We start from the raw sequence: 15,822 nt of genomic DNA, 5'->3' as shown, positions 1-15,822 counted from the left end.
TCCCGAACGTATGGCCTCGTCCTACTGCAACGCCGTCGCGCCCGACCTGCGCGGCGAATCGATTCGAGGCGGCCGGACCGCGCTGTCACCGACCGGCGCCTCGACATACCGATGCAGCCAGGATTCCAGTTCTGCCGCTGTTCGCGGCCGATCGTACGGCACGACCGACACGACGCGGTCCCCCACGCGCACAATAAGGCCCGATTCGAGCAGCCTCGCGACGGCATGATCCGCGCTCTGCTGCCGAGTGCACGACAGCGCGTTGTCCAGGCGTTGCACGATCGTCCCCACGGCGGTCACATCATCGGACAAGAGCAGCACCGCGCTTTCGACGCGGCTGAGCGCTCGCGTCGTATCGCGGCCGTCGACGGTCGTGCTGATTTCAATGAATCCGGGGCCCAGCCGCGCGAGCTTGCGGTTCATTCCCGCCGCACCGCGCCAGCGGAGCAGACTTTCGTCCAGGCGCGGCTGGCAGCGCCATACAGGCGCGTCGGGTGAAACGTCACGCTCGAAGAAATAAGCGAAATCATCAGGAGCGCCGACGTCCGTTGGAAGCAGATGACGGTAGTAAGCACACGGCCGAATGCCTTCGACCCCGTGACCGCCGGGATCGTTGAAGAACGGCGAGAATCGATGCACCTGGACGATCGTCGATGCACCCGAGGGCGGTGTGAGATGCATCAGGTTCGGCAGCAGCACGTCCATTTGGCGATAGTCTTCATCAGTCTCGCCTGGAAATCCGACGAGGATGTTGTACGACACCGTCATGCCGAACTCGGCGGCCAGCCTGAGCAGCTGTATGTTCTGCAGGGCCGTGACGCCCTTTCGCATCAGCTGAAGCACATGATCCGAGAAACTCTCGATGCCCGGCTGGATCCACCGTACGCCGGCCGCGGCGAGCGCCGCTGCTTTGTCGCGCTTGATGTTGGCTTTGATCTCGTAGAACAGTCGCAGATCGAGGCCCAGACGGCGCAAGTCGGGCAGATATGCCGAAAACGCCCGATGGTCCAGTATGTTGTCGGCCGCCATGAAGGAGAGGCAGTTGTGACGCTTCGATTGCGCAAGCAACTCCTGCAATACCATCTCGGTCGATTTCGTCCGATAGTCCATCCCCTCGTTGTTGAGGCCGCAGAACGTACAATGACTTTTTTGGCCCCACCAGCAGCCCCGCGAGGATTCGAACGGTATCGCTACCTCGCCAAGATCCGCCGCGCCGAGCGTCTGCCGCTGTAAAAACCAGCCGTCGAAGTCGGGGATGCACGGCTTCATGAAGCAGTGCACGGGCAGCGTCGCGCGCATGCTCGCGCGGCCCGCATAGGTGACGCCCGCTACAGCCGATCCATCGCCGCGCGACCAGCGCTCGAGGAAGAGCGGAAACGCGTCGTCCGCCTCACCCGTGAATACGTGATCGATCCACTGCGGAAACGCGCGTGCGTACGCTTCGCCCATGGTGCCGTGCACGCAGGCGCCGCCCATCAGGACACACGTGGCAGGAGCAGCTTCCTTTACCTTCTTCGCTACCGCCAGGCTCGCGAAGACCTGGTTGAAAGTGCAGCTGAATCCGACGATGTCGGGGGCGCTGTGCACGATGCGGTCGGCCACGTCCTGCACGAACGGCGGCACGACGTCGTCGCGGAGGCGCATGAACGGATTGGTGGCGACGTCGCCGAATGCCGAAAGGAATTCATTCGAAGACAGGTCGGACGCGCCGAACAAGGCCGTGGAAAAAACGTGCTCCGAGATCCCGAAAAAGCGCGCGTTTTCCGCCAAGTGCTCGTACACCTGCCCACCGAGCCTGCGCGCGAAGTCGAAAGTGGGATAGAGGGTGTCACAGTGGTAACCCTCGCGCTTGGCAATCGCTGCGAGGACGCCGAGCGCGAGGCTGGGGCGCTGATTGGACGCCCACGGCATCGACACGAGGAGGATGCGCGGCTTACGCACTCTCTTCCTCCGCGCGCGTGCGCATGTGTTCGTCGGCCTCTGCCAACAGCGCTTCCTCCATCCACGGCTCGCCGAAATACGTCTTCAGCGCGTCGGCCACGCGAATTCGATTTTCGAGACGACCGGCAGCTGCCGCAGCCTCAAGCATCAGTTCTCTGTCGCGAGCCATGGCGACGCAGGTGTCGCACTGGCGGGAGCGCAGTGAGTTTACGAGCCGCGGCGACGAGCGCAGCCACTGCACTATGGGCTCGAAGCCCCACAGGCGAATCGTCTGAAGCAAGGGATTGACGCGCCAGCGGCCCACGATGACCGCGAGCGGCTCACGAAAGGCGTTGCCGAGCTGCAAAGGATGATCGTAATCCTCGTGGCTCAGAGGAGCGCAGCACGGTGACACCCCTCCGTCGGATCGAACGAGCGGTCCCGTGGTCGGGCACGGCGCCTCGTCGTAGTCATCGGCTGTCGCGTGCTGCGCCCGCACGAGCTCTGCGCCGCGGCCGACAGGGCCGATCGGCTGAAAGCCGATCCGACGACCGGCGAACTCGTGTATCCGATCGATCAGCACGGCCTCGTCGTACGTGATCGGCATGTGGTGCGCAATTCGTATCATCGGAGGGCGCCCGAGCTCCGAAAGCGCGTCGAACGCGCGGCGGACCTTGTCCACCGACACGAAGGGCAGGTGGTAAATATCGGTGGAGATGTCCCAATGATCGATGCAGCGGAATCGCTGCAGAAACTTCCTCGCCTGCGAGTCGCTGGTGGCCCAGTGGGCGGCGGATACCACTCCGACGGCCATGCCCACGTGTTTCGCCGATTCGCTCACGCGCTGGACGAAATCGGCCGCAAGCGTCGGCTCTCCGCCGGTGAAATCGATGCACGTGATGCCGATCGCGCTCAATTGCGGCAGCTCGGCGACGACCTTGTCTGCGAAAGCGCGGCCGAAAGTCATGTGGCGCAGTTCCGGACCGGCGCTCACGCTGCAGTGAGCGCAGCGCAGCGGGCACGCCTTCGTTACCGAGAAGCCCAGGCGTCGCGATGCCAGCGCCTGCGCTTCGAGCGCGCCGATGACCGCGCGGGGAGATGAATAACGCGTCGCTGATCTGGCCGCAGCATCCATATGCGTCCTTGTCCTGGCGGAGAAATGGGTGGCGCGCGGGCACTGCGCCACCCGTGGGGCGTCAGCGACTGCCTACGCCCTTGGTCAGCACCGTCGCGACCTGCTGCAACACCCGCTCATCGAAGGCCACATCGCCCGTGATGATCTCGCGGATGTAGCTCGCCACGGGGCTTCCGCCGCCGAGCTTGGGCGCCAAGGACGCTCCGCCGGCGGCTGCCACCTTGCTACTCGCACTCGCCAAACCGTACTTCGAGATCACTTCCAGAAGTTCGGATTCCAATGACATCAGGATCTCCTTCTTCGTTCGTTACAGGAGCCGGAGAGACGGCACTCCGGTGTTCGCACTCCACGCGACTCATGCATCATCGCAGCAGCCGTCGAGCACTGCTGAATCACGATGCACTTCGCTCTCCGCAGGGTCAACATCAGGGCGTCATACACATAGCCTCCGCCGAGAGGACAATTGCATGTCGCGAGCATTGCGTATGACCATGCGCGAGGTGTCCGAATTTTCCCTACATGACGCAAGCGGCGGTGCGCGATCTGCGCGAGCCACAGCGAGAGCACCGCGACATGTCGGTTCGTCTGAAGAGCGGCCGGGTGTGTTCGACGCGGGGTGTGACTAATAAGGCTCGAAGTCGATCCGGTGCCCGGCGAGCACCTCACGCGCAAACGCCTTCCAGCGGTCGTGCGGCGCCCACACCGCCGTTACCTGATCGTAAGCGAGCGCCGGATCGACGCCTTGGTGCACGACGCGATACAGGAACGTGAACGTAGACGCGCGGAAGTTCATCTGGCAATGCACGAGCACCCGCCGCTCGCCCGCGCGCCGCAGCACGTCGCTGAAGAGCACGAAGTCTTCGTAACGCGGCTTGTCCCAATCCACCGGGATGTTCACGTACGCGATACCGTTGCCCGCGACGAGCGCGCCTTCGTTCGGAAGCGAGCCGGTGGTGGTCGGCGGCGCGAGATTGACGACGAGACCGTAACCGCTTCTCGCCAGGCCTTTCAACTGCGCCTCCGAAGGCTGCCCCGAGGTGTGCAACCGATCGGTGATCGCGATGAAGTTGTGCGGCGGCTCGGCGCTGCCGGTCTTGAGCAGGAGATCGGGCGCGTAGGCGTAGAGCACCGCGCCGAGCACGATCCCTGCAGCCAAAGCAAGGGCCGCTTTCATGGCGGCGAGTCTAAGGCTTTTACGCCTGCCCGCCGCATGTTACGGTTGGCCCATCAAACCTAGAACACGTTTGCCGGAGGAGCCGTCATGAACAAAGTCGTTTCATCGCCCGCCCAAGCCATCGCAGACATGAAGGACGGCGCCACGATCGCGATCGCCGGCTTCAGCGTGAACCACGGGTTCGCCACGAACCTCCTGGTGGCCCTGCGCGAGAAAGGAACGAAGCACCTGACGCTGGTCTGCAACTCGCTCGGCGATCCCGGCGCGACCCGCGGCCAGATGCTCGCCGAAAACAACCAGGTGAAGAAGCTGTACGCGGCGTTCTCGACGCGTCCCGGAACGCCGACGGCCTCCGAGCAGCAGATCGCCGACGGCACGCTCGAAGTCGAGCTCGTCCCCCAGGGAATCCTCGTCGAGCGCTGCCGTGCCGGCGGTGCCGGGATACCCGCGTTCTACTCGCCGACGAGCGTCGGAACCGACCTCGTCAAAGGCCGCGAGATCCGCGAGTTCGGCGGCAAGCCGCACGTGCTCGAGTACGCGATCAACGTCGATTACGCATTCTGCCGCGGCTATCGCGCCGACACGCTCGGTAACGTGCAGTGCCGCGGCGGCAACCAGAACTTCAACCCGGCCTTCGCCAAGGCCGCGAAGTGCGCGATCGTCGAAGTCGACGAGATCGTCGAGCCCGGCGTGATCCCGCCCGAGCTCATCGACATCCCGGGCATCTTCGTGCAGCGCGTGATCAAGTCGCACAAGGATCCGGCCGCGAAGCTGTGGAAGCGCCCGGAGCGCAGGCCCTCGGACAAGCCGCGGCTCTACAACGACAAGCCCGGGCTCACGCGGCAGGGGATCGCCAAGAACGCCGCGAAGCTCGTGCGCGAAGGCACTTACTGCAACCTAGGCGTCGGCATCCCGACGATGGTCTCGAACTATTTCCAGGGCCGCGACGTCATCCTGCACGCCGAGAACGGCGTGCTCGGCTACGGGAAGATGCTGTCCGAGGAGAGCGAGATCGACCCCGACATCTTCAACGCCGCGGGGCAGTACGTCGCGCTCACGCCGGGCGCTTCGTTCTTCGACAGCGTCACCTCGTTCGAGATGGCGCGCGGCGGCTGGATCGACACCGTGATCCTCGGCGCCTACGAGGTCGATCAGGAGGCCAACGTCGCGAACTGGAGCACCCAGGACGCGAAGCGCGGCGGCATCGGCGGTGCGATGGACCTGCTCTCGGGCAAGGGCGATCTCATCATCGTGATGGAGCACACCGACAGCAAAGGCCGGCCGAAGCTTCGCAGGAAGTGCACCTATCCGCTCACCGGCAAGAGCTGCGTGAGCTACGTCGTCACCGATCTCGCGCTGCTGCGCTGGGACAAGGATCACTTCGTGCTCGACGCAGTCGCGCCGGGCTTCAGCGCCGACGAAGTCATCGCGATGACCGAGATGCCCGTCGTCGCCGCCCCCGTCGTCAAGTTCATGGAATAACGGGTCTGACCCCGGCTTCATCGGGGTCTGACCCGGGTTTTATCAATCGTCCTCGTCCTTGAGCGGCGGGATCTTGCTGTAGTCGGCTTTGCGGTCGACCTCGCGGCTCTGGCGCAGGAATCCGCGCATGGTCATGAAATAGAGCACCACCACCACGACCACGGCGACGATGATCCAGAGCGATAAGTCCATGGAGACTCCTTGTCGTTGCGGGGTTCACCCCCTCATACGACGCGAGAGCCAGTAACGCGCCTGATCGACAGCCAGTACGCCAGCGCGCCCAGCGTGAGCAGGATCGTCAATCCGAAATACACCCGCAACCCGAGCAGCGGCCCGATGATCCCGGCGAAGAACGGCGCCAGCCCCATCGCGATGAACTGCGCCGACGCGCCGTAAGAGATGGCGCGCGCGTCCATGCCGGGCGGCGCGTTCTCCTTGAGCAATCGCACGATCGCCGGCTGCATCGCCGCGGCGGAGAGGCCGAACACCACGCGCGCGATGACGAGCTGCAGCGGCGTGTCGATCACCAGCAGCGGCAGGTGCGTCACCGCCGCCGCCCCGGTCGCGAACGCGAGCACGCGCTTGGGATCGTGGCGGTCGAGCACGCGGCCCCAGATCGGCATCGAGATGAGCCCCGAGGTGCCGAGCGCCACCGCCACCGCCCCGACCCAGAACGCTTCCTTCGCGACGCTCGCGGGATCGTCCGGCAGGAGCTGGAGCACGTACAGGCTCATGATCGTCACGTTCCCGTTCCACATCATCGAGAACACGAACGCGAGCAGGTACAGCGCGCCGATGCGCTTCACCTGCAAAAGCTCGCGCAAAGGCCCGATCCACTGGAGCTTCCACGGTCCCTCGGCCAGTTGCTTCACTTCCCGCACGAAGAAGAACACCAGCGCGCTCGCAGTGAGGAACATCGCGCCGCTCACCCAGAACAGCGAGTGATAGCGCGGCACCCACGATCCGAGCAGCGCGCCGATCGCCGGTCCCATCCTGCCCGACCAGCGTGCCGGTCTGCGACAGCGCGAGCGCGCGCCCGATGCGCGGCGGCGGCGTGTTGGCGACCAGCAGCGCCATCGAGGCCGCGGTCGAGCCGTTGAACAGCCCGACCAGCATGATGAGGCATGCGAACGCCAAGGGATTGGGCGCGAACGGCACGAGGGTGAAGCACGCGCCCATGCCGACGGTCGCGCGCAGCACGTTGATCTTGCGCCCGTAGTGATCGGCGATGCCGCCCCACACCGGCCCCGAGAGGAAGCTCACGATGTAGAACACGAGCACCATGTTGCCGATCCACGTCTCGAGGTTCTCGGTGATGCCGAGGCCGCGCACGACGAGCGGCAGGAACGGCCACGCGAGCCCGAAGCCGAGGCTCGCGAAGAGGTTCGAGGCGGGGACGACCGTGAGGTTGCGGCGCCAGTAGGGGTAGCGGTCCTCGTCCGACATCGACGATGCTATTGGGCCTTAGCCGCCTGCTCGCAGAGCTTGAGGTTGGTTCGCGTGGCGCGGACCATCGACATCATCGCGTCGGCCTCGTTCGGCGGCAGGTCTTCCCGGATCGACGCGTCGCTCTTGGCCGCCATCGCCGCGAGCGGCTCGAGCGTCCTGCGGCACTCGGCGCCGTCGCCCAATTTGTGCAGGGTAACCGCGAGATCGTTGCGCATCCAGCCGTCGTCTCGGTCTTCGACGAACTTCTGGCAGCGTTTGACGACGGGCTCGAGCGTCTTGCGCGCCTCGGCGTACGATTTCCGGTCGTAGAGCTTCTTGAACTCGGCGCGCGACTTCTTCACCGACGCGCGGTCGCAACCGGTATCGGGCTTGCGGTAGATGCCGTCGAGCGACGCGCGTGCGCCGCAGTATGCGGGGCACTTGTCCTTCACCTCGACCTCGACGCCTTCGGGCCTGGCCACGAAGCGCAGCGTGCACGTCGTCTGCGGGTCGGGTTTGAGCACCGCGAGATTGTTCGCACCGATCGTGCCCTGCGCGTCGCAGATGTGGCGGTTGCCGCCGACGGTGTGCAGCGTGAAAGCGGTGCCGCCCTTGCCCGGCTTGAGGATGAGATAGCCGCCGCTGCCGTCGAGGTATTCGCCGGGTTCCAGGCCCTTCTGGGCGTGCGCGATCCCGCACGCGAGCAGCAAGACGGCGGCGATGTGCAACGAGCGTCGTTTCATCATCCTCCCTTTCAGAACGTGAGCTGCATCCCGAGATCGGCGGCCTGGCGCTCTTCGAATGCGCGGCGCGTGGCGTCGTAGTTCTGGCCGATGATGCCGCCGCGGACCGTGCCCGGCTCGACGGCTTTGTAGAGCACGCGCCAGCTCTCGGGCAGTCGCGTGCCGTCGGCGGGCGCGAGCCACAGGCGGAACAGCAGGCGCTTCTTCCCGGCTTCTTCGTGATCGACGAACTCGGTGCGCGAGTGCACCGTGGTATGGCTGTTGATGATCTGCACGTCGCCGGGCGCGAGCCACATGCTGTGCGCGAGGTCGTCGCGGCGCACCAGCGCGTCGAACGTCTCGAGCGCTTCGCGTTGCTCGGGGACGATCTCCGGCACGCCCGCGATGGCCTGGGCGGAGGTCACGCGGTTGCGGTTCCACTTCGAGAAGAGGCGCCCGTCGACCTCGTCGAAGATGGGATGCGGATAGGTGAGCGCTTCGTCCGGCGCTTCCTCGCCCTGCCGGCTGAAGTGCACGGGCCGGTGCAGCCAGTCGACGAGGTGGGGATACTCGATCTGCATGCGGCGATACGCTTCGACCGAGCTGGTGGTGATGCTCATGCCGCCTTCGGCGGCCTTGTTGTAGCAGCTCAGGAACACGATGTCGGCCGAGTCGGTATGGAAATCGAGCTCGGCGTTGGACGAATAGCCGCGGCCCTTGCCGGTACGGTACTCGGTGCCCACGTCGCGCACCGCGGACACGTAGTGGCTCGGCTTGCCCTGCGGCCGCGGGCAGCCGGTGTGCAGGCCGATCGCCCACGTCAGCAGCTCGAAGTCCTGCTCGCTGATGTCCTCGCGCGGCATGCCGCGCACCAGCGCGACGCCGCGGCCGTGCTTGGTCTCCTCCATCGCCCGCCGGAGGACCGGCAGCGCGGAGCCGAGGTCGAAATCGTCGCGCGAGTAATCGAACAGCGTCTTGCCGGGATCGCGCGCCTTCTCGAGCGCCGCGCGCATGTCGCGCTGGGCTCGGTCATCGAGCTCGAACAGCCAGCGCGTGTCGGAGTTGAGTGCTGCCGCGTCCCACGCGGCCGGAGTGTCGAATGTGTGCATACGAGAAAGTGGCTGATTCTAATCGGGCAGGTCCATCACCCGCGCTCTGACCTCGCGCTCGGACTGCCCTCGTTTCAGGCGCAGCGTGACCTCGTTGCCGATGCCCACGTCGTCGAGCACCGCCGCGAGATCGGCGAGGGCCGGCGTTTCCTTGCCGTTCGCGCCGACGATGATGTCGCCCGGCTCGGAGCTGCCGCGCTCGAAAGGCTTGAGCCCCGCGCGCTCGGCGGACGAGCCGCGCGCCACGCCGAGCACCACGACGCCGCGTATGCCGAGCTGCGCGGCGACGCGCTCGTCGGCGGCGACGATGCCCAGCCCGGGCCGCGGCGCCCGGCCGTGGCGGATGATATCCGGAACCACCCGCGCGACGAGGTCGACGGGAATCGCGAAGCCGATGCCCGCCGACGACCCGGACTCCGAGAGTATCGCGGTATTCACGCCGATCAAACGGCCGCTGCTGTCGAGCAGCGGCCCGCCGGAATTTCCGGGGTTGACCGCGGCGTCGGTCTGTATCACGCCCCTCACCTCGCGCCCGCCGGCGGTCGGCAGCCGGCGCTCGAGCGCGCTCACGATGCCGCTGGTCAAGGTGCGCTGGAGCCCGAACGGATTGCCGATCGCGTACGCCGCCTGACCGACCTGGATGTCCTTCGACGTCCCCACCGGCAAGGGCCGCAGGCCCGGCGGCACGTCGGAGAGCTTCACGACCGCGAGGTCGTACTGCCGCGCCCCGCCGATCACCCGCGCCGGGATCGGGTCGCCCGCGGAAAGCTGGACGTACACGTTGCGCGCGCCTTCGATCACGTGGAAGTTGGTGACGATGTGGCCGACCTTGTCCCAGACGAAGCCCGAGCCCGCGCCCTGCGCGACTTCGGCCATCATCATCGGGTTGACCCTGAGCTGCTCGGTGGTGATCGAAACCACGGACGGCGATGCGGCGGCGAAGAGCCCGATGTTCGCCTTCTCCCAGTCGGCGAGCTTGCCCGCCGCCACAGGTGCGACCACCGGGGACGCGGTCCACAGGTAGTTGCGGTAGAAGCGTTCGCCCAGCCACAGCGTGCCCAGGATGAGCGCCCAGACGAACAGTATGCGCATTACGCGGGGATTCACGGCGAGCTCCAGGCAATAAACAGGGACGATCGAGGCGGCAAGCGCGCGGCGTGCCCGAGGTCCGCCGACATTACCACGGCAGGCGTTATGCGGACGGCGTGGCTGCCCGCGGGAACGGCCCCTGCTTCCCGCCGCTATACTTCGCGCTCCGCCGAAACCGATAAATCCGTGTCGCGCATCAAGGCTCTCCCCCAGTATCTCTACCCGAAGCGCACCCTGACCGAGCTGGCTGCGCGCTTCGCGGGCGCCCGCGCCGGCCGCTGGACGACGGCCGTGATCCGCTGGTTCATCGGGCATTACCACGTCGACATGAGCGAGGCGGTCAACCCCGACCCGGCTGCTTACGCGACGTTCAACGAGTTCTTCACGCGTGCGCTGAAGCCGGGCGCGCGGCCGCTCGCCGACGCCGATTACGTCTGCCCGGTCGACGGCGCGATCAGCCAGTTCGGCGCGATCGCGCGCGACCGCATCGTGCAGGCGAAGTCGCACGACTATTCGACGCTCGCGCTCGTCGGCGGCGATCGCGAGCTCGCCGCGAGCTTCGACGACGGCAGCTTCGCGACGCTGTATCTCGCGCCCAAGGACTATCACCGCGTGCACATGCCGTGCGCCGGGCGGCTGACGCGCATGATCTACGTGCCCGGCGCGCTGTTCTCGGTCAACCCGACCACGGCGCTCGGCGTCCCGAATCTCTTCGCGCGCAACGAGCGCGTGGTGTGCGTGTTCGAGACCGACCACGGTCCGTTCGTGCTGACGCTCGTCGGCGCGACCATCGTCGGCAGCATGGAGACGGTGTGGCACGGCGTGGTGAACCCGAAGCGCACCGGCGAAGTCCGCGAATGGCGGTACGATCCGTCGCAGCACGTCTTCGCGAAGGGCGACGAGATGGGCCGTTTCTCGCTCGGCTCGACCGTGGTGCTGCTCTTCGCCAGACGCTGCGCGCTGCGATTCAATCCGCGCTGGGCGCCGCAAGGCAGCGTGCGCATGGGCGAGACGATGGCAAACTCAGGGGGCTCGTGAGGTAGAACGATGGCTGGATTACCCGATCTCGAAGCACTGCTCGGCAAGAACATCAGCGCGCTCTGCGCCAATCGCTTCCACGACCCGAACGCGAACCATTCGGCGCACTTCGTCGCGCACGTGCTGGGGCTGGACTTCGGCTTCACGTGCCGCGAGTACCTCGACGGCAGGCAGGAAGGCGCCAACCTGCGCGTCCACGAGATCTTCGCGCAGTGCGGGCAGGTCGGCTGGTGGGAAGACGCCGACGAGCAGCAGGATCTGCTCGTCTTCGTCACCCGGCGCGACGCGGTCGACCTCGCGCGGCGCAAGATGCAGAACATCCCGCGGAAGCACGTCGGCATCTATTCCAAAGGGCTCATCTACCATTACAACAACTCGCGCGACCGCGTCGTCAAACAGTCGCCCGCGGACTTCCTGAAACGCTTCCAGGCGCTCTACGCGGGAGACCAGGCGCTGTTCTTCGGGACCTTCCCTGCCTCGTCGGCGGTGCTCGCCGAGAAGGCGCAGGGCAGCGAAGCGGAGAGCTATGCGTTCGACGTGCGCAAGGAAGGCCGCGAATGGTACGGCCACAAAGCCGACGCGCCGGATTCGGCCGAGTTCCTGCTCGGCGTCGAGCTCGTCCAGCCCGCGAAGAAGTTCAACGGCCTGTGCATGCCGACACAGACCCACTACGGTCCCTCGTACGAAGCCGAGGACTACTCGGGCATCGGGCATTGGGCGTATCTGCTCGACGTCACCGGCTACTGCGAGAGCCGCAACCGGCTCAATATCGTCAACACCTACGACCGGTCGCAGTTCGCGTTCGGCTTCTACCAGCTACCCGCGCACACCCCGCGCGACAACCTCATCATCTTCTTTCGCGGCGGACTCCTGTCGGAAGAGTTCCAGAAGCTCTTCCCGGATCTGGAGCTGCGCGGCGGCAAGGTGTGCTGCGTGGCCAAGGACGGCACGATCACCGACCTCGAAGAGCAGGTCTACGACGCGAAGCGCAAGGAATACACCCTCAAGCATTTCATGAGCTACCTCAACCCGGGCCGCGCCGGTATCGACCGCGGCGAAGTGCTCAACGCCGCGCGGCTCGTCTGGTGGGCGAACGAATCGGAGGAATGCGGCCGGCTGCAGGTCGCGACCGCCAACGAGCTCATCCGCAAGAAGTTCGCCGAGCGCTACGTCGAGTGGTACGAGCTCGACGGCGAGCTCGACATCGTGTGCGCGATCATCGCCGACATCCACCACCACGGCCGGGGCAGCAAGAAGGAAGTGCTCGATGCACTGTCCGAAGAGGAAGTCGAGGATGCGCTGCTCGCGATCGGCGCGAAGGAGCATCCGGAGCGCATCGCAGCGCTCGAGGAGCGGCTCGACCACTGGCGCGACGCCGGCGCGATGGGCGAGAAGCGCTACCGCGCGGAGCTCAACGAGTTCACCGAGGACTGAAGCTCATTCGTCTTCGTCCCACTCCGCCACTTTCACCACCGCGTCGATGACGCGCACGAACTCGTCCATGTCGTCGTACAGGGGTTTGGTGAAATAACCGAGCGCCCCGGCGCGCAGCGCCGCTTCGCGCACGCGCGGGACGTAGCGGCTGCTCAGGAAGACGATCGAGAGGTCCGGCCGCAGCAGCCGGAGACGGCGTTGCACTTCGAGACCGTCGAGACCGGGCATTTGAATGTCCAGCACGACGCAGTGGAGGTCGAGCGCGGGCGTGGACTCGATGGTGTGCAGGAACTCGTAGCCTGAGGCATACGTCGTCGCATCGTAACCGCGCGCCCATAGCAGGCGGTTGAGCGAACGGCGGATGAGCGCGTCGTCGTCGACGACCGCGATGAGCGGTTTCCTCTGTCGTGAGGTCATGGGAGCGTAGCGGCGTGTGAGCCGGTGACGCGGCCGCGTGCACACGAGCCTTCGTGAGCGGCGGCGGGGCGCGACCCTGGGCATCTGCATCGGCGGTGACTTTATCCGCAGCGCCTGCCGCGGGTCTTGACCCGGGACGCCAATCTTTGACATTTCGGCCGCGCGACGCCCTGCCGCTAAATCACCGCCCCATGTCTCCTGCGACGCCTGCGATGAGATGGATGAAGACGGCGGTATCGTGGAGCAGCGGCTTGGTGAAATATGCGAGCGCTCCGCCGCGCAGAGCCGCTTCGCGCGCGCGGCTGTTGTAGCGGGCGCTCAGAAAGATCACCGGCAGCTCGCACCGGAGCAGTCGCAGCCGGCGCTGCACTTCGAGACCGTCGAGGCCGGGCATCTGCATGTCGAGCACGACGCAGTGGAGCGCCACCGGTGCGGCGGCGACCGATTCGAGGAACTCGCAGCCCGAGCCGAACGTGATCGCGTCGCAGCCGTGCGCCCGCAGCAGCCGATCGAGCGAGCGGCGGATCGTCGCGTCGTCGTCGACGACCGCGATCAGCGGCTTTTTTTGCCGTGCGGTGGTGGGAGCGGACTTCCCCGGCGCATCGTGATGCGACGGTGTGGGTGCATACGCGCGGGCGTCGTTGCCGAGCATCGTGTCATCTGAATTCGCGTTGATCCGCTCACTTTACGCAGCACGCCTCTCACCGTCTTGACCGAGGTCGACAATCGACTGGCGTCTGCCGGCCGCCGAGACATCCCCGCTATCTCGCGTGCCGCATAATCCCCGTCACGCAATCCGGAAAGGGAACGTGATGAACCGACGTCTTTTTCTCGCAACCGCGGCGGCGATGGCGTGCGCTACGCTCGCGTACGGCCAGGGCAAGCCTTCACCCACCCCCATGAAGATCGGCATCATCGGTTCCGGCAACGTCCGCAGCGCCGTCGGCGAGCTCTGGACGCGCGCGGGACACGACGTGATGTTCTCGTCGCGGCATCCCGAGTCGCTGAAGGAGATGGCCGCGAGGCTGGGACCGAGAGCGCACGTCGGCACCGTCGCCGAAGCCGCGGCGTTCGGCGACGTGATCTTCCTCGCGGTGCCGTACAGCGCGCTGCCCGAGATCGGACGCGACAACGCGAAAGCGATCGCGGGCAAGGTGCTCGTCGACGCGAGCAACCCGATCGTGCGCCGCGACGGCCCGGTCGCCGAGGAAGCGATGGCGAGCGGGATCGCACCGACCTCGCTCAAGTACCTGCCCGGCGTGCGCTACGCGCGCGCGTTCAACCCGGTCGGCGCCGGACAGTTGAGGCAGCTCTCCCACCGCGCCGGAACGCCGATCGGCATGCCGCTCGCCGCCGACGATCCGCAGGCGCTCAAGGTCGCGACACAGCTCGTGCGCGACGCCGGCTTCGAGCCGGTGGTGCTGCCGCTGTCGCGCGCGATGGCGTTCGCGCCGGGCACCGAGATCTTCGGCAGGGCGACACCGGCCGACGAGCTTCGCCGGAAGCTGGGCGCGAAGTGACCGATCGCGCGGCGGCCGCGCCGCAGCCCGGCGGCGCGTTCCACCGGCTGCTCGCGCGCGTCGTCGACGTGCGCGCCCACGAGCTGCCGGCGCTGCTCTGGTCGTGGGGCTACATCTTCACGGTGCTCTCGTCGTACTACGTCATGCGCCCCATCCGCGACCAGATGGGCGTCGCGGGCGGCGTGAAGAACCTGCAGTGGCTGTTCGCCGGCACGCTGATCGTCATGCTGCTGCTGAACGTGCCGTTCGGCGCGCTGGTGAAAGCGCTCCCGCGCAGCCGCTTCATCCCGATCGTCTACCGCTTCTTCGCGGCGTCCGTCCTCGCGTTCGCGGCGGCCTTCCGCATGGCGGACGAGACGCAGATGGTGTGGCTCGGCCGCGCGTTCTTCATCTGGATCTCGGTGTTCAACCTGTTCGTCGTGTCGGTGTTCTGGGCGCTCATCGTCGACACCTTCAGCTCCGAGGACGGCAAGCGGCTCTTCGGCTTCATCGCCGCGGGCGCGACCATCGGCGCGATCACCGGATCCGCGGTGACCGCGGGCTTCGCGAAGCACGTGCCGCTCGAAGCCCTGCTGATACTCGCCGCGGCGCTGCTGGAGGTCGCGGTGCTCTGCGTGAAGCGCCTCTCGAAGCTCGCGCAGGCGCTCAACACGCGGCCCGACGAGTGCGACGCGGAGCAACCGATCGGCGGCGGCGTGCTGGCCGGCATCACGCACGCGTTCCGCTCGGGTTACCTCGCGAACATCGTAATCTTCATGCTGCTCTTCGCGGTGACTTCGACGTTCGTCTATTTCCAGCAGGCGAACATCGTGAGCGCGACCTTCAAGGACCGCGCCGCGCAGACGGCGTTCTTCGCCTCGATCGACCTCGCGGTGAACACCGCGACGCTGCTGATACAGCTCTTCCTCACCGCGCGCATCGTGAGGGCCGTCGGCGTGGGCACGGCGCTCGCGCTGCTGCCCTTGATCACGATCGTCGGGTTCGGGACGCTGGCGCTCCTGCCGACCGCGGCCGCCTTGATGGCCGTGCAGGTCGCGCGCCGCTCGGGCGACTACGCGATCGCGCGGCCGACGCGCGAGGTGCTCTATACGGTGGTGTCTCGCGAAGACCGCTACAAGACCAAGAGCTTCATCGACACCGTCGTGTATCGCGCGGGCGATCAGATCGGCGCGTGGTCGTTCGTCGCGCTGACGGGGCTCGGGCTCGGTGTCACCGAGATCGCGATCGCCGGCGCCGCGCTCGGCGCCGCGTGGCTGATCAATGCTTATTGGCTCGGTCGACGACAGGACGCGCTCGCACGCGGTCGCGGCTGACCCGGCTTCAAAGCACGACCGCGAGCCGGCCCGCTTTTGAT

At 66.5% G+C, this 15,822-nt stretch carries 17 protein-coding genes; 6 read left to right on the top strand and 11 right to left on the bottom strand.

Annotated elements, in window-relative coordinates:
* Positions 1–21: 21 nt before the first annotated feature.
* The 4 genes from VHP37_14560 to VHP37_14545 all read right to left on the bottom strand — a co-directional run bounded on the left by VHP37_14560 (position 22) and on the right by VHP37_14545 (position 4,229).
* Positions 22–1,941 carry a RiPP maturation radical SAM C-methyltransferase gene (locus VHP37_14560; protein HEX2827570.1) on the bottom strand — a complete coding sequence of 640 codons (1,920 nt, stop codon included), beginning with the start codon at positions 1,939–1,941 and terminating at the stop codon, positions 22–24.
* Positions 1,934–3,055, bottom strand: a complete 1,122-nt coding sequence (locus VHP37_14555; protein HEX2827569.1) for a radical SAM protein — start codon at positions 3,053–3,055, stop codon at positions 1,934–1,936. The genes VHP37_14560 and VHP37_14555 overlap by 8 nt, the downstream gene beginning before the upstream one ends.
* A 61-nt stretch (positions 3,056–3,116) precedes the next feature.
* Positions 3,117–3,341, bottom strand: coding sequence for a hypothetical protein (locus VHP37_14550; GenBank protein ID HEX2827568.1), 225 nt, complete (start codon positions 3,339–3,341; stop codon positions 3,117–3,119).
* A 336-nt stretch (positions 3,342–3,677) separates the two neighbouring features.
* Positions 3,678–4,229 carry a protein tyrosine phosphatase family protein gene (locus VHP37_14545; protein HEX2827567.1) on the bottom strand — a complete coding sequence of 184 codons (552 nt, stop codon included), beginning with the start codon at positions 4,227–4,229 and terminating at the stop codon, positions 3,678–3,680.
* Positions 4,230–4,316: 87 nt separating this feature from the next.
* Between VHP37_14545 and VHP37_14540 the strand changes: the two genes are divergently transcribed.
* Positions 4,317–5,711 carry a 3-oxoacid CoA-transferase gene (locus VHP37_14540; GenBank protein HEX2827566.1) on the top strand — a complete coding sequence of 465 codons (1,395 nt, stop codon included), beginning with the start codon at positions 4,317–4,319 and terminating at the stop codon, positions 5,709–5,711.
* A 42-nt stretch (positions 5,712–5,753) separates the two neighbouring features.
* On the opposite strand, the gene VHP37_14535 is transcribed toward VHP37_14540, so the two are convergent.
* Both VHP37_14535 and VHP37_14530 read right to left on the bottom strand, forming a co-directional pair.
* Positions 5,754–5,903 carry a hypothetical protein gene (locus VHP37_14535; GenBank protein HEX2827565.1) on the bottom strand — a complete coding sequence of 50 codons (150 nt, stop codon included), beginning with the start codon at positions 5,901–5,903 and terminating at the stop codon, positions 5,754–5,756.
* Between the two features lie 32 nt (positions 5,904–5,935).
* Positions 5,936–6,703, bottom strand: a complete 768-nt coding sequence (locus VHP37_14530; protein HEX2827564.1) for an MFS transporter — start codon at positions 6,701–6,703, stop codon at positions 5,936–5,938.
* Positions 6,704–6,717: 14 nt separating this feature from the next.
* On the opposite strand from VHP37_14530, the gene VHP37_14525 reads away from it, so the two are divergent.
* On the top strand, positions 6,718–6,930 hold the full coding sequence (locus VHP37_14525) for a hypothetical protein (protein HEX2827563.1): 213 nt from the start codon (positions 6,718–6,720) through the stop codon (positions 6,928–6,930).
* 235 nt (positions 6,931–7,165) lie between these two features.
* Here the strand turns inward: VHP37_14525 and VHP37_14520 are convergent, their stop codons facing one another.
* Genes VHP37_14520 through VHP37_14510 form a run of 3 tightly spaced genes read right to left on the bottom strand, consistent with a single transcriptional unit; the run spans position 7,166 to position 10,077 of the window.
* The gene (locus VHP37_14520; GenBank protein ID HEX2827562.1) at positions 7,166–7,882 is read right to left on the bottom strand and encodes a hypothetical protein; all 717 of its coding nucleotides are present in this window, start codon (positions 7,880–7,882) and stop codon (positions 7,166–7,168) included.
* Between the two features lie 11 nt (positions 7,883–7,893).
* Positions 7,894–8,970: a TauD/TfdA family dioxygenase gene (locus VHP37_14515; GenBank protein HEX2827561.1), complete on the bottom strand. Its 1,077-nt coding sequence runs from the start codon at positions 8,968–8,970 to the stop codon at positions 7,894–7,896.
* An 18-nt stretch (positions 8,971–8,988) separates the two neighbouring features.
* Positions 8,989–10,077 carry a trypsin-like peptidase domain-containing protein gene (locus tag VHP37_14510; protein ID HEX2827560.1) on the bottom strand — a complete coding sequence of 363 codons (1,089 nt, stop codon included), beginning with the start codon at positions 10,075–10,077 and terminating at the stop codon, positions 8,989–8,991.
* A gap of 168 nt (positions 10,078–10,245) precedes the next feature.
* On the opposite strand from VHP37_14510, the gene asd reads away from it, so the two are divergent.
* Entirely contained in the window at positions 10,246–11,097 is an 852-nt protein-coding gene (asd, locus tag VHP37_14505) for an archaetidylserine decarboxylase (GenBank protein ID HEX2827559.1), read from the top strand.
* Positions 11,098–11,106: 9 nt separating this feature from the next.
* Positions 11,107–12,531, top strand: coding sequence for a hypothetical protein (locus VHP37_14500; protein ID HEX2827558.1), 1,425 nt, complete (start codon positions 11,107–11,109; stop codon positions 12,529–12,531).
* A gap of 3 nt (positions 12,532–12,534) precedes the next feature.
* Here the strand turns inward: VHP37_14500 and VHP37_14495 are convergent, their stop codons facing one another.
* Both VHP37_14495 and VHP37_14490 read right to left on the bottom strand, forming a co-directional pair.
* Positions 12,535–12,948, bottom strand: a complete 414-nt coding sequence (locus VHP37_14495) for a response regulator (protein HEX2827557.1) — start codon at positions 12,946–12,948, stop codon at positions 12,535–12,537.
* A 181-nt stretch (positions 12,949–13,129) separates the two neighbouring features.
* Complete coding sequence (locus VHP37_14490; protein HEX2827556.1) at positions 13,130–13,600, bottom strand: response regulator; 471 nt, start codon at positions 13,598–13,600, stop codon at positions 13,130–13,132.
* 160 nt (positions 13,601–13,760) lie between these two features.
* Here VHP37_14490 and VHP37_14485 point away from each other — a divergent pair, with 160 nt between their 5' ends.
* Together VHP37_14485 and VHP37_14480 are read left to right on the top strand one after the other, a co-directional pair.
* A complete protein-coding gene (locus VHP37_14485; GenBank protein ID HEX2827555.1) occupies positions 13,761–14,468 on the top strand; it encodes an NADPH-dependent F420 reductase in 708 nt (235 codons plus the stop codon).
* Positions 14,465–15,781 (top strand): MFS transporter, encoded by a 1,317-nt coding sequence (locus VHP37_14480; protein HEX2827554.1) that lies wholly within the window; start codon positions 14,465–14,467, stop codon positions 15,779–15,781. The genes VHP37_14485 and VHP37_14480 overlap by 4 nt, the downstream gene beginning before the upstream one ends.
* Positions 15,782–15,822 lie beyond the last annotated feature (41 nt).

This window comes from Burkholderiales bacterium, from assembly GCA_036262035.1.
GTDB lineage: Bacteria > Pseudomonadota > Gammaproteobacteria > Burkholderiales > SG8-41 > JAQGMV01.
Note: the sequence above shows the minus strand (reverse complement) of the source record. Positions and strands in the feature narration are given on the sequence as shown.